We start from the raw sequence: 22848 nt of genomic DNA, 5'->3' as shown, positions 1-22848 counted from the left end.
ATGAAGTTCACAATTGCAATTATTGGTACTGGAAATGTGGCCTATCACCTTTCTTCCGCACTGGAAAATGCCGGACACGTCATTTCAGAAATTTATGGGAGAAATTTAGCTGCTGCTGAAAAACTTTCATCCCGACTTTATGGCACGGAGGCATGTGATGTGTTGGATTTCACGGAAAGTTCGGCCCGAATCTATATACTCGCTGTGAGTGATCAAGCAGTAGCAGGCATTGCAGAGGCAATATTACTCCCTGAAAACAGTACCTTGCTGCATACCAGTGGTGTGTTGCCCCTGGATATTTTGGACCAAAGTTCGGCTGATTTCACGGGCATCCTCTATCCACTTCAAAGCTTAACCAAAGGCCGGGAGATTGGGTTTGAGGAAGTGCCCTTTTTATTGGAAGCAGATGAATTCGAAACTACAAAAAAACTCAAAATCCTATGCAAAAGCCTTTCTTCACCCTATTACCTGGTTCCTTCATCTGAGCGCCGTGCCATACACGTGGCGGCGGTTTTTGCATCCAATTTCACCAACCATATGCTATTGGTGGCCGAGGCATTGATGAGGCAGCAGGGACTGGACTTTGAGATGTTAAAACCGTTGATCATCGAGCAAATAAATAAATCCCTCCAGCTAGGGGCCAAAGCTTCCCAAACAGGCCCCGCGGTGCGGGGGGATTTCGACACCTTGGAAAACCACCTCCGCTTTTTAGCAACCAACGGGCAATGGGCCGAAATATACCAGGTGATATCCCAGGATATCCTTGACAATCACTAGGATGGCCCGTTGATTACCCCCCTTTTTGTGGGGCAGGTGGTGGATTTTTTTCCAGGGAAATATTACCCTTATTGAAACCATTGTCGTTATTTTGCACTATGAAAAACAAACAGGCTTCTCCGACTTTTACCTTCCGTGCGTTTGTGAAAATCATCCGTCCGGAGAACCTGCTTATGGTTGCTTTTGCGCAGTTAATGACCGCCTTTTTTCTGGTGGGCACTACTCGCTCCGGGGAATTTATTTTACTGGATTACCATTTGTACCTGCTCATTACTTCCACGGTAATTCTCACCGCATCTGGGTATATGATCAATGATTATTACGACGTAAAAATAGACTACGTAAATCGGCCCAAGGCGGTGGTTATAGGAAAGGGAATGAAACGGAGGATGGTCATGATCCTGCACACAGCTATGAACCTGATTGGGATTTCGTTGGGCATGCTGGTCCACCCAAAAATTGGTGCCATAACCTTCCTGGCAGCCTTTCTACTTTGGCTCTACAGCAATTCACTCAAACGGTTGCCCTTTATTGGCAATCTCACAGTGGCCTCTCTAACCGGTTTGGCAATTTGGATTGTAGGCCTTTACTACCAAAAATCAGAGCTCTTGGTCCTCACCTATGCCCTATTTGCCTTTTTTATTAATTTAATCAGAGAAATACTGAAAGACATCGAAGACCGAAATGGGGATCGGAAGCACGGTTGCCGCACCTTACCCATCGTATTGGGTTTTAGAAAAACCAAGCAGGTGATCTTTTTCATCGCTTTCCTGTTTGTCAGTGCCATTCTCTTTGTCACATTTAAAATTAACGAACCCTTGTTGTTTCTTTACTTCGGTGGATTGAGCGTGTTCTTCGTTCTGTTTATGGTGAAAATATACAAGGCCGACAGGAAAGCGCATTTCACTGAATTAAGTACGTTTTCAAAAATCCTGATGCTTACCGGGATTCTTAGCATGGGCTTTCTTTAATCTTTTCTATTAATTGCGTTATATTGAGGTATGAAAAACACGTTGATGCAGTTCCTGGCTCTTTTGGTTTGTTCCCTGGTTGGAGCTTGCCAGTCTAATTCCACTACCAATGAAAGTAATGAAACCGAGGATAATTTACCTTATCCCAAAGAGATTATCGAATTCACTCCCCATTCCGAAAATCCCCTCTTCAGTGGTACCGGTGAAACTACCTGGGATCGCCGAATTAGGGAACGGGGTTTCATATTAAAAGAAGCTGACGGGTATCATCTGTGGTACACTGGATTTGAAGATTACGAGGAGAATACCATCCTGAAGCTTGGTTACGCTCATTCCGAAGACGGTTTTCAATGGAACCGGCACGAAGATAATCCCATTTTCAAGGAAAGCTGGGTGGAAGACATGATGGTGTGGAAACAGGACGGTAAGTACTATATGTTTGCTGAGGGGAAAAACGACATCGCCAAAATGCTTACATCTACCGACAAAATACACTGGGAAAACCAGGGAGACCTGGATATTCGCCAGGTAGACGGATCCCCATTGAGTGAAGGTCCTTATGGCACCCCTACCGTATGGGTGGAAAACGGAACCTGGTACCTCTTTTACGAACGGAACGATCAGGGAATCTGGCTGGCCACTTCAGAGGATCTAACTACCTGGACCAATGTACAAGATGATCCTGTGATCCACATGGGGCCTGAGTCCTACGATCAATATGGGGTAGCTGTAAATCAAGTAATTAAATACAAAGATCACTACTATGCCTATTACCACGGCACCTCTCTGGAAGACTGGAGTGACTGGACAATGAATGTAGCCGTCTCCAGAGATCTGGTTCAGTGGACCAAATATCCTCAGAACCCCATTATGGGGGATAATAAGTCCAGCGGGATCCTGGTTCATGATGGTTCTGAATTTCGTTTTTACACCATGCATCCGGAAGTAGTCGTCCATTTTCCTGCTGAATAAATCCAGCTGGATTCCATTGCGCATTAGCCATTCTTTTTTTACCTATCATTTTATCACCTAATTAAATTTAGCAGATCTTGAAAAACCTTGCCATTCTCGCTTCAGGAAGCGGCACCAACGCCCAAAAAATCATGGAATACTTCCAGGCCTCCCAAAAAGGGAAAATTGTATTGGTCGCTTCCAATAAAAAAAATGCATGGGTACTGGAAAGAGCGAAAAAATTCAATGTCCCTACCCTAATTTTTTCGAAATCCGAGCTGGAAAATGGCGCAGTAGCTGCGGAATTGGTTAAATATAAGGTTGATTTTGTGATACTTGCAGGGTTTTTGCTTCAAATTCCCGTGGACTTGATTCGGATGTTTCCGGACAAAATGGTCAACATACATCCGGCCTTACTTCCCAACTATGGAGGTAAAGGAATGTATGGGATGCGTGTTCACGAGGCTGTCAAAAATGCCGGAGACGAGGAAACTGGAATCACCATCCATTTGGTGAACGAAAATTATGATGAGGGAAAGATTATTTTTCAAGCGGCTGTTGCCATTGACAAAGAGGATAGTCCCGAACAGATCGCCGATAAAGTTCACGCATTGGAACACAAATACTACCCAAATGTGATCGAAAGCCTGATTTAATGCCCTGATTTTCCTACCTTTGCCTCCTTAAAAGAAATTTTAAATCAAAATCACCAACGATATTTCCGGTTTGTTGGGATCCTGCAAATGCATCGACTACCAAAAACGGAAAACAAAAAAAATAACATACCTAATGGCTGAAAAAAAAATACAATCTGCGCTCATATCTGTTTATTATAAAGATAACCTTGAACCCATTATTGGCCTTTTGAAGGAATATGGTGTCAAGATTTATTCCACCGGAGGGACTCAAAAATTCATTCAGGATCAAGGTGCGGAAGTAATTCCCGTCGAAGAACTAACGGGATACCCCTCCATATTTGGTGGCAGGGTGAAAACGCTTCATCCCAAAATTTTTGGCGGGATCCTGCACCGCAGAGCCAACGAAGAGGATCTTGCGCAGGCTGAAGAATATGCTATTCCCGCCATTGACCTGGTCATTGTAGACCTTTATCCCTTTGAAGAAACCGTAGCGTCCGGAGCTTCTGAGGCAGCCATTATCGAAAAAATAGACATCGGAGGCATTGCATTGATACGGGCAGCAGCTAAAAACTTTCAAGATGTAACGATCATTGCCTCCCGTGATCAATATGGTGACTTGGAAGATAAGCTAAGGACGCAGAACGGGTCGCTTTCAGGTAGTGATCGCAGGTATTTCGCTGCCCGGGCGTTTCATGTCTCCTCCCATTATGACACCCAGATTTTTAATTACTTCAATCGGGATGAAAGCATTCCTGCGCTGAAAATCAGTGAAGAAAAATCCAAGCAATTACGCTATGGGGAAAATCCGCATCAAAGCGCTCATTTTTATGGGAATTTGGAGGATTTATTTGAGCAGTTAAACGGCAAGGAACTATCGTACAACAACCTGGTGGATGTGGATGCAGCCGTAGCTTTAATCGAAGAATTTCCAGGGGAAACCGCTTTTGCCATACTCAAGCATACGAATGCCTGTGGTGTGGCACTCGGTCAAACGGTCAAAGAGGCGTACGAAAAGGCTTTTGCTGCAGACACCCTTTCCGCATTCGGTGGGGTTCTGATTACCAACCAACCCGTAGACCTGGCAGCGGCAGAAGCCATCCATGGCCTGTTTTTTGAAGTGTTGATTGCACCGGAATTTGACGAAGATGCCTTGAAGGTATTAAAGGGCAAAAAAAATCGTATTCTTTTAAAGCAGAAAATAAAACTGCAAGGAACCGACCAGGTAAAGACCTTATTAAATGGTTATGTGCAGCAGGACAAGGATTTGAAGACAGAAAGCAAAACCGAATTTCAACTGGTCACAAAAAAAGCTCCAACTACCGATGAAATGGATGCCTTGGTGTTTTCTTTGAAAATTTGCAAGCATACCAAATCCAACACCATTGTCTTGAGTAATAAAGACCAACTGTTTTCCAGCGGAGTAGGACAAACCAGTCGGGTGGATGCCTTAAAACAGGCCATTGAAAAAGCCAGGGCTTTCGGGTTTGATCTGAAAGAAGCCGTGATGGCATCGGACGCCTTTTTTCCCTTCCCTGATTGCGTGGAGATAGCGGATCAAGCAGGTATTCGTGCAGTAGTGCAGCCTGGTGGGTCGATAAAAGACAAGGATAGTATTGCGTACTGTGATGCCCACGGCATGAGCATGGTCATGACAGGTATCAGGCACTTCAAACATTGATTTGGGGGTTTTCTCCGGTTAATTGCTTCTAATTAGGTAGAAAACGAAGAAAATTTCCGAAGCATGCGCACATGCTTTCGGACTTTTTTTGGTTTTGCCGCTACTAAGAATAAATAGGGGAATGCATTAAGGAATAAATCCGAAATAAGATACTATTTTTGCAGGCACCCGTTCTTTTAAAGGGCTGAAATATGCTACCTTTAAAGGAACAATAATCATTTAATTTAGAAAAGACCAAGATGGGATTATTTGACTTTTTTTCCAGTGACATTGCCATTGATTTGGGGACAGCCAATACGCTTATTATTCATAAAGAAAAAATTGTGGTGGACGAACCGTCCATTATCGCCATAGACAAAACCAACAATAAGGTCTTGGCAGTGGGCAGAGAGGCCATGAACATGCATGAAAAAACGCATGAAAACATCAAAACCATTCGCCCACTAAAAGACGGTGTAATTGCCGACTTTTATGCCGCCGAGCAAATGATCCGGGGACTGATTAAGATGATTCCCGGGCATAACAAGGGGATGTTTCCCCAATCGCACCGAATGGTCATCTGCATCCCTTCCGGAATTACAGAGGTAGAGAAAAGAGCGGTCAGGGATTCTGCCGAGCATGCCGGGGGCAAAGAAGTATACATGATTTACGAACCGATCGCTGCAGCTATAGGTATTGGAATAGATATAGAAAAGCCCATGGGATCCATGATCGTCGATATTGGAGGGGGAACTACCGAAATTGCCTTAATAGCATTGTCAGGGATTGTTGCTGATCAATCGATTCGGGTGGCGGGTGACACCTTTACCAAAGACATCTTGGATTACATGCGACGGCAGCATAACTTATTGATCGGGGAAAGGTCTGCGGAGAAGGTGAAAATTGCCATCGGTTCGGCACTGACGGAGCTAGACGATGCGCCGGAAGATTATGAAATTCGGGGCAGGGACTTGATGACCGGCATTCCAAAAGTAATCAAGGTTTCTTATTCTGAAATAGCCTTTGCTTTGGATAAATCGGTATCCAAAATTGAGGAAGCGGTGCTTAAGGCCTTGGAGATAGCCCCACCCGAACTATCCGCTGACATTTACGATAATGGTATTCATCTTACCGGCGGTGGCGCGCTACTCAAAGGTCTGGACCGAAGGTTGCATCAAAAGACGAAATTGCCGATTCACATAGCCGAAGACCCGCTCAGAGCGGTGGTTAGAGGCACCGGAAATGCATTAAAAAACATCAATAATTTCAGAACAGTACTCATGACGTAAAAATAGAATGCAGCAAATATTTTTATTTTTATACAGACTAAGGGCACTCATTCTTTTTCTTGTCCTGGAGTTGTTGGCAGTAGGGATCGTTTTTACCCATAATTCACCTCAGGGAGCGGTTTTTTTTAACAGCAGCAATAAGCTGACCGGAAGTATACTGTCGGTTAAAACCAACTTTATGTCCTATTTTTCCTTGTATTCTGTAAATCGATCGCTCGCCGAAAAAAATGCTTCTCTACTCAATCGCCTGGATGAATTAACCCCGGTTAAGGACTCCACGGAATTAACATTGGATAGTACCCTGGCCAATTCGTTTGAATTCTGGTCGGCAAGGGTGATCAATAATTCCATTCATCAAAGTCAAAACTACCTGACTTTAAATAAGGGTTCTCTCCATGGGATCAAAGAAGGAATGGGGGTTTTTAATGGGCAAGGAGTGATCGGCAGGGTGAAAGGCACCAGCAGTCATTTTTCCTCGGTAATATCGTTATTGCATACCGACCTCTTGATTTCCTCTAAAATTAAAGACACAGATGTCATCGGGTCAACCAAATGGGATGGAAGAAAATCGGACGAAGCCAAACTACTGTATGTGCCACGCCATGTAGAAGTAGTTCCCGGCCAGGAGATCGTCACCTCGGGGTACAATGCTGTTTTTCCTGAGGGAATTTCCATCGGGACGATCAAAGAAGCCAATCCGGGAAGCGAAACCAACTACCTGGACATTACCATTAGCCTGAGTGCCGATTTCAGTACCTTGAATTTTGTTTACCTGGTAGAAAACGACCTTCGGGAGGAGTTGGATAGTTTGGAAACCGAACGTATGAACCCGCAACCATGAGCACAGGTAAGATTTTCAAATATAGCCTTAGTTTTATTTTATATTTTCTGGTTCAGATTTTTATCTTGAAGGATTTGGTATTGTTTGGATACGCCTTTTGTTTCCTCTACGCCTTTTTCATTTTAAGCCTTCCACACGAAATGCCTACGATTCCGTTGATGCTTATTGGCTTTTGTATGGGGATATTGATCGACTTATTCTACGATAGCCTTGGAATGCATGCTGCCAGTGCTGTTTTTTTAGGATTTATTCGGAATCCATGGATAAAGGTAAATACTCCGACAGGTGGATACGATGACAACGTCCCTCCTACCTTTTTGAACATGGGTATGGGGTGGTTTATCTTTTACAGCCTGCCGCTTTTACTCTTACATCATCTATTATTTTTTTATATCGACAGTTTAGGAACAGAACTGTACTTGCCAGTCGTTATAAGAGTACTAAGTAGCACGGCATTTACGTTTATTGTCGGTGCCATCGTGCAGTCATTATTTTATAAAAAAGAAAGGGTAATTTAAATGTATACAGGCAGGTCGTTGGTAGTTGCGGTCACTATTGGGTTGATAGCGTTCGTACTTTTGGGGAAATTATTTTTGATTCAGGTCACCGATGACAGTTACCTGCGAAAGGCCGAACGAAATGCCATTCAACGCGTTGTGGATCATCCGTATCGGGGTTTGGTCTATGATCGAAACAATTCCCTTTTGGTTTTTAATGACCCGGTTTTTGATCTGATGGTCATTCCCAGGGAATTTCACCTGCAGGATACCGCCCGTTTTTGCGAGCTTTTCGGCATAGAAAAGCAGTCATTGGTAACCAATTTTAACGCCGCTAAAAATTATTCCTGGGTAAAACCCTCCCCTTTGATCAAGCAAATTTCAAATGAAGAATTTGCCCGGGTTCAAGATTTTCTCATTGATTATAAAGGGCTGTTTGTCATGACACGATCTGTGCGGGCCTATCCAGAATCTGCCGCATCCAATGCCCTGGGTTACATCGGAGAAATCAATGCTCCTCAGCTTGGGCGTGATAGTTCCGGGTATTACACCCAGGGGGACTACGTAGGGTTAAGTGGTATTGAATCTTATTACGAGCCAGACCTTCGGGGAAAAAAGGGGGCCAAATACAAATTGGTGAATGTCAGAGGGATCGATAAAGGTGCCTTTAAAAATGGGGATCTCGACACCCTATCCATAGCCGGGGAAAACCTCCAGGCCACGCTGGACCTGGAATTACAAGTGTACGGAGAAAAACTCATGACCGGTAAGCGAGGTTCGGTAGTAGCCATTGAACCAAAATCGGGAGAAATCCTGACTATGATTTCTGCTCCGGTTTACGACCCCAATATTCTCACCGGAGCCAAGTTCGGAGAAAATTACCAAAAGCTAAATCTTGACCCTGAAAAACCGTTGTTCAACAGACCTATCATGGCCATGTACCCTCCCGGTTCCATTTTCAAAATTGTACAATCCCTGATCGGATTGCAGGAGGGCATACTTACCCCCAACACCACCTTTGCCTGTAACAGGTCTTTGGTGAATTGCCATAACCATCCGAGTCCGGTAAACCTTTTCGGTGCTATCCGCAACTCTTGTAACCCTTACTACCACCAGGCTTTTCGGCAAATTATCAATCGCGAAGTATCCCAAAATACCTACACTGACACGCAGATAGGATTAGATAATTGGAGGGAGTCTGTCTTGAAATTTGGACTTGGGGATCGCCTGGGAATCGATTTGCATGGGGAAAAAAGCGGCTCCATTCCCTCCAGCCAGCTATACGACCGGATATATGGGGAAAACCGCTGGAAATATTCCACCATCTATTCGCTTTCCATCGGACAGGGCGAGATGCTGGTTACTCCCCTTCAAATGGCAAATCTGGCTGCGATATTTGCCAATAAGGGATATTACTATACCCCTCATCTTGTCAAAGCGATCAACGGTGACCCTTCCAGAATTCCGGATAGATTTAAAACCAAAAGATACACAGGCATCGATTCCGTGCATTTTGACATGGTCCAGGATGCCATGGCCGCTGCCTTGTCGGGAACGGCAGCACGAGCCATCATGAAGGACATCGCCATTGCTGGCAAAACGGGTACTGCCCAAAATCCCGCAGGAGAGGACCATTCCGTCTTCATCGCCTTCGCCCCCAAAGAAGATCCCCAAATTGCGATTGCCGTATATGTGGAAAATGCCGGATGGGGGGGACGAGCCGCGGCAAGTACCGCCAGTTTGCTTATAGAGAAATACCTGACCCGGGAAATTAACAGGCCCCTTTTAGAGGAGTATGTGTTAACGGGTGAATTCATTTATTAATTGAGACAGAAAGATACATATTTTCACAAAATAGATTGGATAACCATCGGTCTGTATTTTGCCCTGGTGTTGGTAGGTTGGCTGAATATCTACGCAGCAGTTTACGACGGGCAGAACGATACCTCTATTTTCGATTTTTCTATCAATTCAGGAAAACAATTAATTTGGATAGGGACGGCGGTGGTATTGATCACGTTGATAATGGTGGCAGATTACCGGTTATTTCAGAACTTAAGCCTGGTATTGTACCTGGTTTTTATCGTCATTTTGTTTTTAACACCATTCATAGGCAAGGAAATAAACGGTCAGCGAGCCTGGTTTGAACTGGGGATTTTTCGGCTCCAACCCGCCGAATTTACAAAGTTTGCGACGGCATTGGCACTTGCTAAACTTATGGAAAACCCGACTTTTGATCTGGGGAAATGGAGTCATCAGGCCAAGGCCATGGGCATCATCTTGCTTCCTGTTGCCTTAATCATGCTGCAACCCGATACCGGTACCGCGATGGTCTATAGCTCGTTTTTTATCATGCTGTACCGCGAGGGAATGCCTCAAAAATACTATGTTTTTTCGCTGGGACTTATCGGCCTTTCCATTCTTACCCTAACGATAAACAATAACTGGTACCTTTTTGGAGGGCTGGCAGTGATAGTAGTGCTAATGGTGCTGGCAAGTAAAAAGTCCTGGAAAAACCTGTTGGGTATTTTTTTCCTAGGCGTTTTGATGGTAACCTATGCCTATAGTCTGGATCGGGTAGTGGAAAAATTACCGCCCCATCAGCAAAACCGAATCATGGTGCTCTTTGACCCGGATGTAGATCCACTGGGAGTGGGCTGGAATGTTACCCAATCTAAAATCGCCATTGGATCGGGAGGATTGCTAGGTAAAGGCTACCTGGAGGGCACCCAAACGAAATTCGATTTTGTACCCGAACAACATACCGATTTCATTTTCTGTACACTCGGAGAAGAGTTTGGCTGGGTAGGAAGCCTGGTCATGATTTCCCTGTTCGTTGCCCTGCTACTCAGACTTGTATTCCTGGCCGAACGACAGAAAACTCGCTTTTCCAGGATTTATGGCTACTGTGTATTAAGCTTATTATTTTTCCATTTTTCTATCAACATCGCCATGACCATCGGCTTATTTCCAGTGGTTGGGATTCCATTACCCTTTTTTAGCTATGGAGGTTCTTCGCTGTGGTCTTTTACCCTCCTTCTTTTTATATTCATAAAACTGGACTCTCACCGGATTCAAATATTGGGCAGAAGTTATTAAATTCAAACCATTCCACCCACTCCCAAAAGCAGGTAGATACCGGCTGCAAGGGCAGCGCCCAGAATCGGACCCACTATCGGTACCCAACTGTAAGCCCAGTCCGAGCTTCCTTTACCTTTAATGGGTAACAATTGATGCATAATCCTGGGCCCCAGATCCCGGGCAGGGTTGATTGCATAGCCGGTAGTACCGCCCAGCGAGAGACCAATGACCCACACCAAAAATGCTACCGGCAGGGCTCCCAATGAACCTAATCCAATAGGAGTATCTTTGCCATCCTGCAATACGGGACCGGTGGAATAAAGGATCACAATGATTAACACAGAAGTACCTACGATTTCCGATATCAGATTGGAGGGCAGATTGCGAATAGCCGGTACCGTACCAAAAGGTGCAAATTTCAACCCTGGATCTTCCGTGACATCAAAATGGTCTTTATATACCAACCAGGCAATACCGGAACCAAACATGGCACCGAGCACCTGGGCCAGCACGTATTTGGGTACCTGGTTCCACTCGAAATCACCGGCTATTGCCAGGCCAATGCTTACTGCAGGATTTAAATGGGCACCACTGTAGGGGCCTGCCACCACTACTCCGATAAACACCCCCAAGGCCCAGGCGGTGGTGATGACAATCCATCCGGAATCAAACCCCTTGGTCTTATTTAACACTACGTTTGCCACCACTCCTGAGCCCATGGCTAGAAGAAGGGACGTTCCGACAAATTCAGCTGCAAATACGTTCATCGCTATCAGTCCGTTAACCAATTAAGAGTTCTTCCTACTGCCTTGTGCCAATATTCCAGGTTTTTATCCATGGAAGCCTTATCCTGTTGGGGGGTAAACGACTCGTCGGCCTTCCACAATGCGTTGATTTCGTCCATATCCTTCCAATATCCAACCGCCAAGCCGGCGAGATAAGCGGCTCCCAGGGCTGTGGTTTCAAGAATTTCAGGTCTTTTGATGGTACATTGGGTAAGGTCAGCTTGGAACTGCATTAAAAAATCATTGGCGGTAGCTCCGCCATCTACACGCATCTCTTTGGCATCTTCACCAGCATCTTTTTCCATCGCCTTTAACACATCGTACACCTGGTAGGCTATGGCTTCCAATCCAGCCCGTACCATGTGCGCACGGGTGGTACCGCGGGTAATTCCAAAAAAGGAACCTCGTGCATCCTGATCCCAGTAGGGAGCTCCCAATCCCGTAAGCGCGGGCACGAAGTAAACGCCTCCATTATCGGGAAGGCTCTTCGCCATTTTTTCGCTATCTTTTGCGTCTTTTAAAACAGAAATACCATCTCTTAGCCACTGAATAGCCGCTCCACCTATAAATACACTGCCTTCCAGTGCGTATTGCACCTGATCCCCCACCTGCCAGGCAACGGTCGTCAGCAATTGATTGTTGGATTTCACCGGTTTATCCCCGGTATTCATTACCAAAAAACACCCCGTCCCATAAGTGGTTTTGGCCATGCCCGGTTCGGTGCATAATTGACCAAATAAAGCGGCCTGCTGGTCACCGGCTATTCCGGCAATAGGAATCTTTGCCGACAATAGATCTCCAGAGGTGGTCCCGTACACTTCACTGCTGGACTTCACTTCAGGCAAAATGGCTTTTGGGATATCCAACAGCTCCAATAACTCATCATCCCAGGCTTTGTTATGGATATTGAAAATCATGGTTCTGCTGGCATTGGTAATGTCCGTGATGTGTTCCTTCCCACCGGTCATTTTCCAAACCAGCCAGCTATCCACCGTACCAAAACAAATCGCTCCTTTTTTCGCTTTTTCCCGGGCCCCTTCCACATGGTCTAATATCCACTTGATTTTAGTTCCGGAAAAATAGGCATCAATGATCAATCCGGTTTTATCTCGTACCAAATCGGCATGGCCCTGTTCCTTTAGGGAATTGCAATACGCGGCCGTTCGCCTGTCTTGCCATACAATGGCATTAAAAATGGGCTCTCCGGTTTCCCTGTCCCATAGAATTGTGGTTTCTCGTTGGTTGGTAATACCGATACCGGCAATTTGATGCGCACTGATATTTGCCCGCGTGATGGCCTCCGTCGCTACCGATGCCTGAGATGTCCATATCTCTCTGGGGTCATGCTCTACCCATCCCGATTGGGGAAATAATTGTTCGAAATCCTTTTGCGCAGAGGCCATTACCTGCCCCTTTCTATTAAAAATGATGGCTCTGGAACTAGTCGTTCCCTGATCCATCGCCATCAAATACTGGTTATCCTGCTCCATTGGGTTTATTTATGAATTAAATATTTCTTGGCTAATTTATAAAAATCTTCGAGTTCTGACATGATCCAGGCCTCATCTTTTCCAAGCTCTGAAGCCATCAGTGCGGCTACTTTCGGTGCCATGTGCAATGCCGCCTTAGCATCCAACAATAAAATCCGACACCTTCTTGAAAGAAAATCCTCTACCTTTTGGGCCATTTCTTCGCGTACTGCCCAAATAACTTCCGCACCCGTATAAGGGTAATCCTCGTGAATGGGTTTAGCCCAGCCAGGATTCGTGTTCTGGAGCTGTCGGATTTCTGCGGCTTCGGAACCATATAACTGGAGATGACCTTCCTCCAAGGTCTCCGTATACCCATGCAACCGCTTATTGGCGGACTTGCTTTCTGCAGCTTTCAATGAATGTACTTTGTAGTGCGCATCTACCGTATCTTCTCCCATTTTCCGAAACGTAGTCCATTTTCCTCCCGTAATGGTAATCAATTGGCTATCGGAAATGATCACTTTATGACTTCTGGAAATTTCCTTGGTCTTGGTACTGCCTTCCTTAGGTGCTGCCAGAGGCCGTAAACCGGCAAACACCGACAGGACATCGTCCCGGGTGGGGGCCTTTTCCAAATACTGTCCGGCCGTTTCCAAAATAAAAGCGATCTCGGAGGATAGTGGCTGAGGCTCCATTTTTGGCTTTTTTCGCAAGGTGTCCGTGGTGCCGACGACTAGCTTTCCCTGCCAGGGTACCGCAAAAAGAACCCTTCCGTCCGAGGTTTCCGGAATCATCAGCGCATTCGATGATCCTAAAAAAGAGCCGTCCAAAACCAAATGAACACCCTGGCTGGGCTGAATCATTTTTGGCGTTCCGGGCTGATCCAGCTGGAGTATTTTATCTGCAAAAACTCCCGTTGCATTGATGACAGTCCGGGCTTTTACCTGGTAATTTTTCTTTTCGATCACATCCCGGAAGGTCAACCCTTCGATTTTTCCGGTATCATCTTTACACAATTCGTTGACTTTGACATAATTTAACATGCACCCTCCCATATCGTTGCAGGTGCGGGCTACCATCAAGGCTAGTCTGGCATCGTCAAACTGTCCGTCCTGGTAAACAATCCCCCCTCTCAAGCCCTTTTTGCGAATCCTGGGAAGTTTTTTTAACGTTTCTTCTTTTGATACAAAACCGGACCTTCCCAATCGCAGGCTTCCTGCCATCCAGTCGTAAATTTTTAGCCCTATGGAATATTTCCAACGGTCTATAAACGTATACAAGGGAATTACAAACGATTGGTTAACGGTTAGGTGAGGAGCATTTTTTAAAAGCCTACCCCGCTCCTTCAAGGCTTCCAATACCAAGCCCAACTCACCTTGAGCCAAATACCTGACTCCTCCATGCACCAACTTAGTACTCCTGCTGGAAGTCCCCTTGGCAAAATCAGATTTTTCTAATAATAAAACTTTTAGCCCCCTGGACAATGCATCTAATGCCACTCCCAAGCCCGAAGCTCCACCTCCTATTATCACCAAATCCCAAATATCCGCTGTTTTAGCAGCATTTTCTACCCTGGATAAATTATCTTTTCTTTTCATTACCTACCTTTTACCTTACTAAAGTAAGTCAAAAGGAAACAAAAAGAAACAAAAAGAAATATTTTTTATATCTTTAATGTGAAATAGCTTCAATATGGTAATAGCGGAAAGACATAAGTACATCTTGGACAAGTTAGATCAGGCTGGTTATGTAAGCGTCGCCGCCCTGAGCAAAGAAATGAATGTGACCATGGTAACGGTTCGGAAAGACTTGAAAATACTCGAGGACAAAGGCTTGCTATTCCGGTCTCATGGCAGTGCCACCCCGGTAGCACCTTATGTAAATGACAAACCCGTCTATGAAAAACAACTGGTACAAGTGGAGCAAAAGCGGGCTATTGCCCGAAAGGCAGCTGAACTCCTAAAAGAAAAAGATGCGATCATCATCGGATCGGGCACCACGGTACTCGCTTTTGCCCGTGCCCTTCCAAAAGACCTGCCCTTGACCGTACTTACGGGAGCTCTGAACGTAAGTATGACCTTATTAGACTATCCCCAGGTTGAAATTGTCCAGTTGGGCGGGGTAGTTCGAAAAAGCAGCAGCTCGGTGGTAGGTCATTTTGCCGCATCCATGATCAAGGATTTTGCCTGTAGCAAACTTTTCATCAGCGTTGACGGCATTGATTCTGAATTCGGCCTGACCACCTCCAATATGATGGAGGCCCACCTCAATCACATCATGATCGGATCGGTTCAAAAGACCATTGTTTTGGCAGACAGCAGTAAATTCGGAAAAAAGAGCTTTGGAAAAATCGCCAATATCGAAGACATCGATACCATCATTGTGGATCAGGCCCTTCCCCAACACTATGTACAGGTGTTAGAGGATAAGGGAGTGGAAGTGCTGATCGTCTAGGCGACGGTCCCATTATCAAGAAGGTTGTTCTCCGTTTACTTCCCCTTTAATAAACTGATCCAGTTTTCGTTGATATCCTTCCTTTTCACCTTGATAAATAGGGGTAAACCCCTTTTTTTCAGGGAAGGTTTCCATGTGTAACGTTTGGGTAGGAAAGGCGAAGCGCACTTCCAGCTTGTTAGCCAGGCGGATGGCAGCCAAAATTAAATCTTCCCTGGCCTTTAGCTCCTCAGGCCAACTTGGCACCTCAAAAAACACATAGAACATGATATCCAGGCTATAGGCGGAAAGGTTGTTCAGGTAGATATTGTAATAATCTTTTCTGGTTTTGGGGTGATTTTGAACGATTTTCCGCAGCCCCTCCAAAAATACTTCAACCAGTTCCGGAGGAGTATCATAGGTAATCGTAATGGTGCTATAAAATCGTCGGTAGTTACGAAGACCATGATTATCAACCGTGGCGTCGGCAATTTTTCCATTCGGAATATACATTAGGGAATTTCTAAAGGTCCGCACCCGTGTAGACCTAAACCCAACCTCCTCCACGGTGCCATCTACGTCGCCGCTGGTGATCCAGTCTCCAACCTGAAACGGCTTGTCTACGAAAATCATAACCGATCCAAAAAAGTTCTTGATGGTATCCTGTGCTGCCAAGGCAAATGCCAGGCCTCCGATCGATAGCCCGGTCAAAAATGGGACAATGTCAATTCGCAGGCCATATTTAAGCACAAACAGGGACCCAACCACAATGACAAATGCCTTCAGCGTCTTTCGTACCAATGGCACCAGCTGGTCATCCAATGTAGACCGGGTCTTCTCTGCCATCCGTTCCATGTAACCGGAGAATACATCCACCAGCTTGTAAAAGATAACCGTCACAATAAACGGTTTTACCGCATTAAGTAAAATCGTCACCCAGGACACGATCGAAATGGGCAGTTGGAGCACCCGAATAAAAATAGCAAGGAACAAAACAATCAGGTAAATGCTCACGATTCTGGCTACTGGCAACAGGTATTTCTTACCAAGCTTTCCGTAGCCCGCCCTGACGAGCATAAAAAACAGTCCCCGATCTACCAGAAAGGTAAACAGCTTGTGACTAATAAAGACCATTAATAATAAAAAGAACAACCCAAAAAGCTGCCAGAGATGTAGGCCAAAATAAACCTCACTGCCCAGCTTGGGTAATAAAGTCAGTAACTTATCGGTACCATACGGGTAGGTTTCTTTATGCAGCGATTTAATATTCTGAACGGTAACTGATGAAAATAGCCAGCGATTTCCAACCTTTTCCAAATAAACAGCCGGTAGGATAATTTCGTCAAAAACGTAAAACTCTTTGCCATTTCGCACCGTATCCCGATAGTTAGGGGTATTGGGCACATCGTTCATATGTACGTAAACGCCATTTCCGTCAAAGACCTGTTTTAACATGACGGCCAGCGCTTCCGGATTTTGGCCTTCACTTCCTTCCATATTCAACGCCTCTGCGGAAATAGATGGATCGAATTTTAGTTCATTCAGGTGATAAAAAAACGTGTAGGTGGTGTGGTAGGGAGTGCTGAAATCATGGTTATCGGTGGTGTCGGGCAGGTACGAAATATCGGCATCAAATACCTGCCCAAAGGAAGCAGATGAACAAAAATAAAGCTGAGCAAACAGGAAACTTAGAAGAAGTAAAAAACTTTTTTTCATAGTTGCAAAAGAATGACTAGGTGTTACAAAGGTACTATATATTCATTCATCTGGTTCATATAAACCGTCACAAGGGTGTATTCGTTGCGGCTTCCGGAAAAGCGAATCCAAAGATCTCCACTTACATTAATCGGTTTCTGGTTTATAAGTTCTCCCTGTTGATTATACAAATATGCAAATTCCTGCATCCTATCCAAAACCACAAAAATGGCATTATCCGGACCAAAAGAAAAAAACCTGTAATCCAACCTATCGGAGAGTATATCCATTTCAAAGAGCAATCTCTCCTGAGAATTCAGCACCCTTATTTTATTATATTCCTTGATTACCCAGACAAAATTCGCCCCATTTTGATCGTTGACAAGCTCAAATTGGGTATCCCGGTCCGGTCGAAGCAGCTGATTTCGATAGGTAAGCTCTCCTTTAAAATTGACTTTGACTACCTCTCCCGCATCGTTAATGGTCACCAGTTTCACCTGCCCTTCTGAAATCCCTTCCTCTATCCCATAGGAAGTGGACAGGTTTTCTCCCAGTAAAATTGGCCCACCCGTTTTAGATTCTCCCCTGCGATTGTACAAACCTAATCTGCCATTGGTATGCATGGCCACCATAAAGTCGCCCATTCCCGGGACCCTGTGGTGAGCAGGGGGGGCGGTCAACTCCCCTTGGTTGGTCGTTTTGGGCTCCCATTCCGGTAATAACGCTCCCTTACCTGAATAGAGAAAAAGGTTGCCCTCCTGATCCGACACAAAAAACCGATAATCCTTATTGTTGTCGTAATCCAATACATTCAGGAAATCGATATCCCTGCCCTCCTCAAAATGAATAGGAAAGCCAGGTAGCAGGTTTCCATACCTATCCAATCCATAAATCAGATCTCGTGTGGCAAATACCAGCTGAAGCTTTCCATTTTTATAATAATCAATCTGAAATACATCCGAAATAATTTCGCCAGGTACGCGTTGAGAAAAAATAGTTTCCCCTTCATACGTAAGCAAATGAATGAAAAAGTCCTGGTCTTGAACCAAAAAATCGGTACTTCTATCATTATAATTCTGTAATCCGATAGGTCCAAAAATCAGGGGACTCTCGAAATCCGTACGCCTGCTCTCACTTAAAATAAGCCTTTTATCGCCACCCTTTTCTTCTAAATCTATTCCAAGATTCGCCTCCATTCGTCCATCTTCAAAAATGGATATGTCCAGCCAGTCAAACGAACCAAAAACCCCCGAATACTTTTGAAATAAGACATTCCAGGAAGGATGGCTGCTACGGGTCAATATGGGATAAAACCGATCATTGTTCAGATAAAACTGATAGGGAGCTGTACTTTCCCGTGCTTTCAGCATCTCATGATAGCGAATCGACTTTCCCCAGGTGTTGTCCTGATAGAGGTCTTCCAGCAAATTCCTCAGGGCCCTCAAACTATTGGAAAAAACCAGCTTGTCATCCACCACCGTAAGGTAACATTTCAAAAATCCGGTAAAATTGCCGCCAAACACATGCGCTGGAAATTCTTCCATATCCAATAAAAACAGTTCTTTCCCCAGGTAGTAATCCAGGAATAATTTTGAGCTGTCGTTTTGAACCTGCGAAAGCGCAAATGATTTTAGATTATTAATGGCACGACCCGGATTGTCAGCCTGTACAATAAGCACTTGCTGGGATAGCTCATCCAGAAGACCTTCTGAAACCAATGCCACTTTTCCAGTAATTGCCTGACGAAATTCCCGGATGTACTCATTATTCTCCAATTCTGCCTGCACGGTAGGTAAAGGCGAAAAGTTATCATTAGAAATCAATTCAAAATCAGCCGCCTCGGATAGTAAATAGCGTGAAACAGATACCGCCCGATTACTGATTAGCGAAGAAAAAAGCCGGGTATTGCCACCCTCTTTCTCCAATTCCACCTGGTACAAACGACCATTGGAGTATAGCTCTCCACTAAGGGAAATTTCTTCTCCGGAAATTTGGGGAACCAGATTTGCAGAAAAATCATTTCCACGCAAATCGGAAGAAAACGTATCCGTACTTCCAGTAGTGAGGTCCTGAATAAAACCAGCCAATCCGTCACCAGAAACCCGCAACATACTGCCTTCGGGTAATGGGTTCTGAGGATCAAATAAATGAGGATAGGTAGCCTTGAAATTGACCACCCCCTCGGATTGAGCATAACGTATAGCATCTTCTACCAGAAAAGAGTGGTAGCTTCCAAGTAAAACATTATCAAAAGTGGCATAAGTAAAGCGATTTTCTCCATCTCCCAGGCCGACCTCAGAAAGAGAAATACCGCTGTAGGTTCTTTTTTTGAGAGTCCCACCCTGATTCTCAAATTGCTTCTCCAGGTTTTTAGTAAAACGAATGAATTCGCGGTTTTCGAAGGCAATGCCCACCAAAAACCCGTAGGCCTCTTTTCCAAGCGGATGTAAGGACAGCCTGAACCGCTGGTTCTTTAAGTATTGATGTAGCTTTCCTTGCCTTCCGGAAACACTATCCAAAAAAATTAATTGAGATTCTAGTTCCTCCAATCCGGGCAATTGACTCAATTTTTCCCATACGGGCTTCTCCACCAGCGAATTCCAGAAGCCAACGGGATTTTTTGTTTCAAACAAAAATACAGCATTCGGCGATACCATTTCGATACCGTCCCATTGGTCTTCAAAATAGTCCGTTTTAAGGATTAGGAATGCTGCGACCCCCAAAACCAGGATCACTACCACCACCAGCAGGTTTCTTAATTGGCTCACCACAGATAACGTTTAACCAAAACAACAAAAAAATCCCAACGGATAAAAGTTGGGATTTCTAAAAACTGACAATGTTTATCAATTATTTTTCAGCCAATTTATCAAGGACGGTCATGACTTCCTTGACATGCGTCCTGGAAACCTCCAACAACGCTTTTTCTTCGTTATTCAGGTCAAGTTCGATTACTTTTTCGACCCCATTTCTACCTAAAACTACCGGTACACCCAGGTAACAATCGTCAATTCCATACTCACCGTCCAGTTTGATACAAACCGGGAATACCCTTTTCTGATTTTTAACGATAGATTCTACCATTTGAGCCGCTGCCGATCCCGGCGCATACCAGGCAGAAGTCCCCATCAATTTCACGAGCTCTCCGCCTCCAAATTTGGTGCGTTCAATGATGGCATCCAGTTTGTCTTTCGCAATGAGCTCGGTCACGGGAATACCCGCCACGGTAGTATACCTTGGAAGTGGAACCATGGTGTCTCCATGTCCTCCCATCAAAATGGCTTGAATCTCTTTGGGAGAAATATCCAATTCCTCCGCCAAAAAAGCCCTGTACCGGGCGGTATCCAGTATTCCTGCCATTCCAATCACCTTTGTTTTGGGCTTTTTGGACGTTATATGCGCCTGATAGGTCATGACATCCAGCGGGTTGGAAACGATAATAATAATAGCCTCCGGTGAATGCTTGATCACGTTTTCAGTAACCATTTTAACGATTCCCGCATTGGTCTCGATGAGATCGTCACGAGTCATCCCAGGTTTTCTGGGCAATCCAGAGGTAATGACAACTACATCGGACCCAGCCGTTTTGGAATAATCATTGGTACTTCCGATGGTTCTGCTATCGTATGCGTTGATAGGAGCTTTTTGCCAGATATCCAACGCTTTCCCTTCTGCAACTCCCTCTTTGATATCCACTAAAACAATTTCCTCGGCAATCTCTCGGTAAGCTAAAACGTCTGCACAGGTTGCGCCTACATTTCCAGCTCCAACTACGGTTACTTTTGTCATTATTTATAATCGGTTTAGATTGTAATTTTTCAAAATATGCGCTAAGATATTAAAGAATGCGCTTTTAATGAAGGATTATTGCGAATTATTCGAACATCTGCCCCAGGTTAAAAAACCCATAGGAATTTCGGTAAGAAGAGAATAATTGTTGATTGGTTTGGTTGTAAAAATCGGCTAAAGCAGTCATCATCTTTGCTTTTATTTTTTGGTTATTTTTAAAAATTTCCAGGATGGCGTAATTCGGTATCACCCATAAAATCGCCTCCTCGGTGCTTACGATGGCTGTGTAGATTCTTTTTGAATCTGCCAGCATGGAATTTTCTCCAAAAGGCCTTCCTTCCTTCAATTTAATGATGGTTTCAAAGTTGCCCCGAATGTCAATGTTTAAAGTAACTTCCCCTCTTTCCAGTATGTACAATGCCTGACTCGGATCATTTCTAAAAAACACTACTTCATCCCTTTCGTATTTCCGTTGATGTATTGCCGGTAAAAAACGAGCCAATTCATCGAAACTGAGGTCTTGAAAAAACCTGGCTTTGCCTAAAAAATCGAATTGATTTAACTCAGAAGGACTGAATTTCTTTTTAAAAGGATTAAACATTATCATTTTTTTTAAAATACACGACTTCTTTAGTGGCCTGGGTTACTTTAAACCGATCGTCTATTCGAAGGCCAATCACCCAAACAATCTCACCGGCAGAACAAAGTACCTTGACTCGTTCTTTCAAAATTAAAGGCACTTTTGTATCTATCAGGAAATCACTCACTTTTTTGAACCGCCCCATGCCCAACGGTCTGAACTTATCCCCTTGCCTCCAGTTCCTTATTTGTAAGGGAAATTCCAGTAACTGCTTGTCCAATAGTGCATTTTCCTTGGACCGGTCTAGCTGCCAGCCTTCCCTTAAGTGGAGAATTTCATAGCCCGTCTGATCATCAGTCCGGAATGATATCGCATGCGTCTCAACCGTCATGGATACCTCACCGGACTGTTTTTTACCTAAAATTAACCTTTCTCGGTCAATGTTTACCATCCAACTTCCGGAAAAAAAACATTTTCCGGAGACGGAATCGGCCATGGCTTGTACCATTTCCTTCACCTGCGCATACACGAATCCCTTTGACCGCAGCCAGTAAAACAGCAGAGAAGTTTTTCCCGGAACGCCTTCCAGACTTTTAAAATCCAGGTACTCATCGGATGTAACCTGAATTACATGCTGGCTAAGCCATTGTTCATAAAAATAAAAAAATGCTTTTCCGGTATCCTTGACCCTGTCAAAACTGTAATTCATGAGTTCCGGTCCCCTGGGATCAAATTTTTGTAGCAGCGGAAACAATTCATGACGGATAAAATTTCTTTTGTAGATCGTTTTCAGGTTACTGCTGTCCTCTCTCCAGTCCAGCGATTCGTTCGTAAGATACGACTGTATATCAACTCTACTAAAGGGTAACAGAGGCCTAAGGACACAACCTCTCCTTTCGGACATGCCATACAAGCCCTCTATTCCGGTCCCTCGCAATAAATTTAGCAGGACGGTTTCGAGCTGGTCATCGGCATGATGCGCCACCACCACCCCATCGGTTTGGTTATCCCTGTTCATCTGCTCAAACCAGCTGTACCTCAGTTCTCTCGCAGCCATTTGCAAGGATACACCCTGGGCTTTCATGTAGGTTTCGGGCTCAAAAACCTTGACGTGAATTGCACAGTCCAGCCTTTGGGCCAGCTGACGGACAAAAACCTCGTCCATATCGCTTTCTTTTCCTCTCAACTGAAAATTGCAATGAAGGAAACTAAACGTAAACCCCGCCCGATGCATCAGGTGTGCCAGTACCACACTGTCAATTCCCCCGCTAATCGCCAAAAGATATCGATTGTCGACATCTAAAATGTTATTTTCCCGTACATGTTGGATAAAACTCCTGAGCATATCCCAAAAATACCATTTTCTATTAATTTTGACCTGGAATTACAAAC

The 22848-nt window shown here is 44.6% G+C and carries 19 protein-coding genes; 11 read left to right on the top strand and 8 right to left on the bottom strand.

Going from position 1 to position 22848, the window contains the following annotated elements; translation table 11 throughout:
* From GJS45_RS10015 to rodA, 10 genes are all read left to right on the top strand, one after another.
* Nucleotides 1-777, top strand: coding sequence for a Rossmann-like and DUF2520 domain-containing protein (locus tag GJS45_RS10015; protein ID WP_162341493.1), 777 nt, complete (start codon nt 1-3; stop codon nt 775-777).
* A 98-nt stretch (nt 778-875) separates the two neighbouring features.
* Nucleotides 876-1748, top strand: coding sequence for a geranylgeranylglycerol-phosphate geranylgeranyltransferase (locus tag GJS45_RS10010; protein WP_162341491.1), 873 nt, complete (start codon nt 876-878; stop codon nt 1746-1748).
* 30 nt (nt 1749-1778) lie between these two features.
* Nucleotides 1779-2720 carry a glycoside hydrolase family protein gene (locus GJS45_RS10005; protein ID WP_162341490.1) on the top strand — a complete coding sequence of 314 codons (942 nt, stop codon included), beginning with the start codon at nt 1779-1781 and terminating at the stop codon, nt 2718-2720.
* Between the two features lie 77 nt (nt 2721-2797).
* On the top strand, nt 2798-3355 hold the full coding sequence (gene purN, locus GJS45_RS10000) for a phosphoribosylglycinamide formyltransferase (RefSeq protein ID WP_162341488.1): 558 nt from the start codon (nt 2798-2800) through the stop codon (nt 3353-3355).
* A gap of 133 nt (nt 3356-3488) precedes the next feature.
* Nucleotides 3489-5015, top strand: a complete 1527-nt coding sequence (gene purH / locus GJS45_RS09995; protein WP_162341486.1) for a bifunctional phosphoribosylaminoimidazolecarboxamide formyltransferase/IMP cyclohydrolase — start codon at nt 3489-3491, stop codon at nt 5013-5015.
* 239 nt (nt 5016-5254) lie between these two features.
* Nucleotides 5255-6283, top strand: coding sequence for a rod shape-determining protein (locus GJS45_RS09990; protein ID WP_092172517.1), 1029 nt, complete (start codon nt 5255-5257; stop codon nt 6281-6283).
* 7 nt (nt 6284-6290) lie between these two features.
* A complete protein-coding gene (gene mreC, locus GJS45_RS09985) occupies nt 6291-7124 on the top strand; it encodes a rod shape-determining protein MreC (RefSeq protein WP_162341484.1) in 834 nt (277 codons plus the stop codon).
* A complete protein-coding gene (locus GJS45_RS09980) occupies nt 7121-7642 on the top strand; it encodes a rod shape-determining protein MreD (protein WP_162341482.1) in 522 nt (173 codons plus the stop codon). The genes mreC and GJS45_RS09980 overlap by 4 nt, the downstream gene beginning before the upstream one ends.
* On the top strand, nt 7643-9445 hold the full coding sequence (mrdA, locus tag GJS45_RS09975) for a penicillin-binding protein 2 (protein ID WP_162341480.1): 1803 nt from the start codon (nt 7643-7645) through the stop codon (nt 9443-9445).
* A complete protein-coding gene (rodA, locus tag GJS45_RS09970) occupies nt 9446-10720 on the top strand; it encodes a rod shape-determining protein RodA (protein ID WP_162341478.1) in 1275 nt (424 codons plus the stop codon).
* A 2-nt stretch (nt 10721-10722) separates the two neighbouring features.
* On the opposite strand, the gene GJS45_RS09965 is transcribed toward rodA, so the two are convergent.
* The 3 genes from GJS45_RS09965 to GJS45_RS09955 are packed head-to-tail and all read right to left on the bottom strand — an operon-like array spanning nt 10723 to nt 14557.
* A complete protein-coding gene (locus GJS45_RS09965) occupies nt 10723-11469 on the bottom strand; it encodes an MIP/aquaporin family protein (protein WP_162341477.1) in 747 nt (248 codons plus the stop codon).
* Nucleotides 11470-11474: 5 nt separating this feature from the next.
* Entirely contained in the window at nt 11475-12977 is a 1503-nt protein-coding gene (glpK, locus tag GJS45_RS09960) for a glycerol kinase GlpK (protein ID WP_162341475.1), read from the bottom strand.
* A 5-nt stretch (nt 12978-12982) separates the two neighbouring features.
* The gene (locus GJS45_RS09955; protein ID WP_162341473.1) at nt 12983-14557 is read right to left on the bottom strand and encodes a glycerol-3-phosphate dehydrogenase/oxidase; all 1575 of its coding nucleotides are present in this window, start codon (nt 14555-14557) and stop codon (nt 12983-12985) included.
* 94 nt (nt 14558-14651) lie between these two features.
* Between GJS45_RS09955 and GJS45_RS09950 the strand changes: the two genes are divergently transcribed.
* Nucleotides 14652-15413, top strand: coding sequence for a DeoR/GlpR family DNA-binding transcription regulator (locus tag GJS45_RS09950; protein WP_162341471.1), 762 nt, complete (start codon nt 14652-14654; stop codon nt 15411-15413).
* A gap of 15 nt (nt 15414-15428) precedes the next feature.
* Here the strand turns inward: GJS45_RS09950 and GJS45_RS09945 are convergent, their stop codons facing one another.
* The 5 genes from GJS45_RS09945 to tilS form a co-directional block, all read right to left on the bottom strand.
* Complete coding sequence (locus tag GJS45_RS09945) at nt 15429-17108, bottom strand: mechanosensitive ion channel family protein (RefSeq protein WP_162341469.1); 1680 nt, start codon at nt 17106-17108, stop codon at nt 15429-15431.
* Between the two features lie 23 nt (nt 17109-17131).
* Nucleotides 17132-19855 carry a hypothetical protein gene (locus tag GJS45_RS09940; RefSeq protein WP_162341467.1) on the bottom strand — a complete coding sequence of 908 codons (2724 nt, stop codon included), beginning with the start codon at nt 19853-19855 and terminating at the stop codon, nt 17132-17134.
* 82 nt (nt 19856-19937) lie between these two features.
* Nucleotides 19938-20876 carry a malate dehydrogenase gene (mdh, locus tag GJS45_RS09935; RefSeq protein ID WP_162341465.1) on the bottom strand — a complete coding sequence of 313 codons (939 nt, stop codon included), beginning with the start codon at nt 20874-20876 and terminating at the stop codon, nt 19938-19940.
* Between the two features lie 85 nt (nt 20877-20961).
* Entirely contained in the window at nt 20962-21477 is a 516-nt protein-coding gene (locus GJS45_RS09930) for a Crp/Fnr family transcriptional regulator (protein WP_162341463.1), read from the bottom strand.
* A complete protein-coding gene (gene tilS / locus GJS45_RS09925; RefSeq protein WP_162341461.1) occupies nt 21470-22801 on the bottom strand; it encodes a tRNA lysidine(34) synthetase TilS in 1332 nt (443 codons plus the stop codon). The genes GJS45_RS09930 and tilS overlap by 8 nt, the downstream gene beginning before the upstream one ends.
* Nucleotides 22802-22848: the final 47 nt, after the last annotated feature.

The sequence above is a fragment of the Cyclobacterium salsum genome, from assembly GCF_010119245.1.
GTDB lineage: Bacteria > Bacteroidota > Bacteroidia > Cytophagales > Cyclobacteriaceae > Cyclobacterium > Cyclobacterium salsum.
The sequence above is the reverse complement of the archived record's forward strand: the minus strand, read 5'-3'. Positions and strand labels throughout refer to the sequence as shown.

Excerpts from the sequence above, each read along its gene's own strand:
- GJS45_RS10015 (WP_162341493.1), top strand. The coding sequence starts at position 1 with ATGAAGTTCACAATTGCAATTATTGGTACTGGAAATGTGGCCTATCAC.
- GJS45_RS10010 (WP_162341491.1), top strand. The coding sequence starts at position 876 with ATGAAAAACAAACAGGCTTCTCCGACTTTTACCTTCCGTGCGTTTGTG.
- GJS45_RS10005 (WP_162341490.1), top strand. The coding sequence starts at position 1,779 with ATGAAAAACACGTTGATGCAGTTCCTGGCTCTTTTGGTTTGTTCCCTG.
- purH (WP_162341486.1), top strand. The coding sequence starts at position 3,489 with ATGGCTGAAAAAAAAATACAATCTGCGCTCATATCTGTTTATTATAAA.
- GJS45_RS09990 (WP_092172517.1), top strand. The coding sequence starts at position 5,255 with ATGGGATTATTTGACTTTTTTTCCAGTGACATTGCCATTGATTTGGGG.
- mreC (WP_162341484.1), top strand. The coding sequence starts at position 6,291 with ATGCAGCAAATATTTTTATTTTTATACAGACTAAGGGCACTCATTCTT.
- GJS45_RS09980 (WP_162341482.1), top strand. The coding sequence starts at position 7,121 with ATGAGCACAGGTAAGATTTTCAAATATAGCCTTAGTTTTATTTTATAT.
- mrdA (WP_162341480.1), top strand. The coding sequence starts at position 7,643 with ATGTATACAGGCAGGTCGTTGGTAGTTGCGGTCACTATTGGGTTGATA.
- GJS45_RS09965 (WP_162341477.1), bottom strand. The coding sequence starts at position 11,469 with ATGAACGTATTTGCAGCTGAATTTGTCGGAACGTCCCTTCTTCTAGCC.
- glpK (WP_162341475.1), bottom strand. The coding sequence starts at position 12,977 with ATGGAGCAGGATAACCAGTATTTGATGGCGATGGATCAGGGAACGACT.
- GJS45_RS09955 (WP_162341473.1), bottom strand. The coding sequence starts at position 14,557 with ATGAAAAGAAAAGATAATTTATCCAGGGTAGAAAATGCTGCTAAAACA.
- GJS45_RS09950 (WP_162341471.1), top strand. The coding sequence starts at position 14,652 with ATGGTAATAGCGGAAAGACATAAGTACATCTTGGACAAGTTAGATCAG.
- GJS45_RS09945 (WP_162341469.1), bottom strand. The coding sequence starts at position 17,108 with ATGAAAAAAAGTTTTTTACTTCTTCTAAGTTTCCTGTTTGCTCAGCTT.
- mdh (WP_162341465.1), bottom strand. The coding sequence starts at position 20,876 with ATGACAAAAGTAACCGTAGTTGGAGCTGGAAATGTAGGCGCAACCTGT.
- GJS45_RS09930 (WP_162341463.1), bottom strand. The coding sequence starts at position 21,477 with ATGTTTAATCCTTTTAAAAAGAAATTCAGTCCTTCTGAGTTAAATCAA.
- tilS (WP_162341461.1), bottom strand. The coding sequence starts at position 22,801 with ATGCTCAGGAGTTTTATCCAACATGTACGGGAAAATAACATTTTAGAT.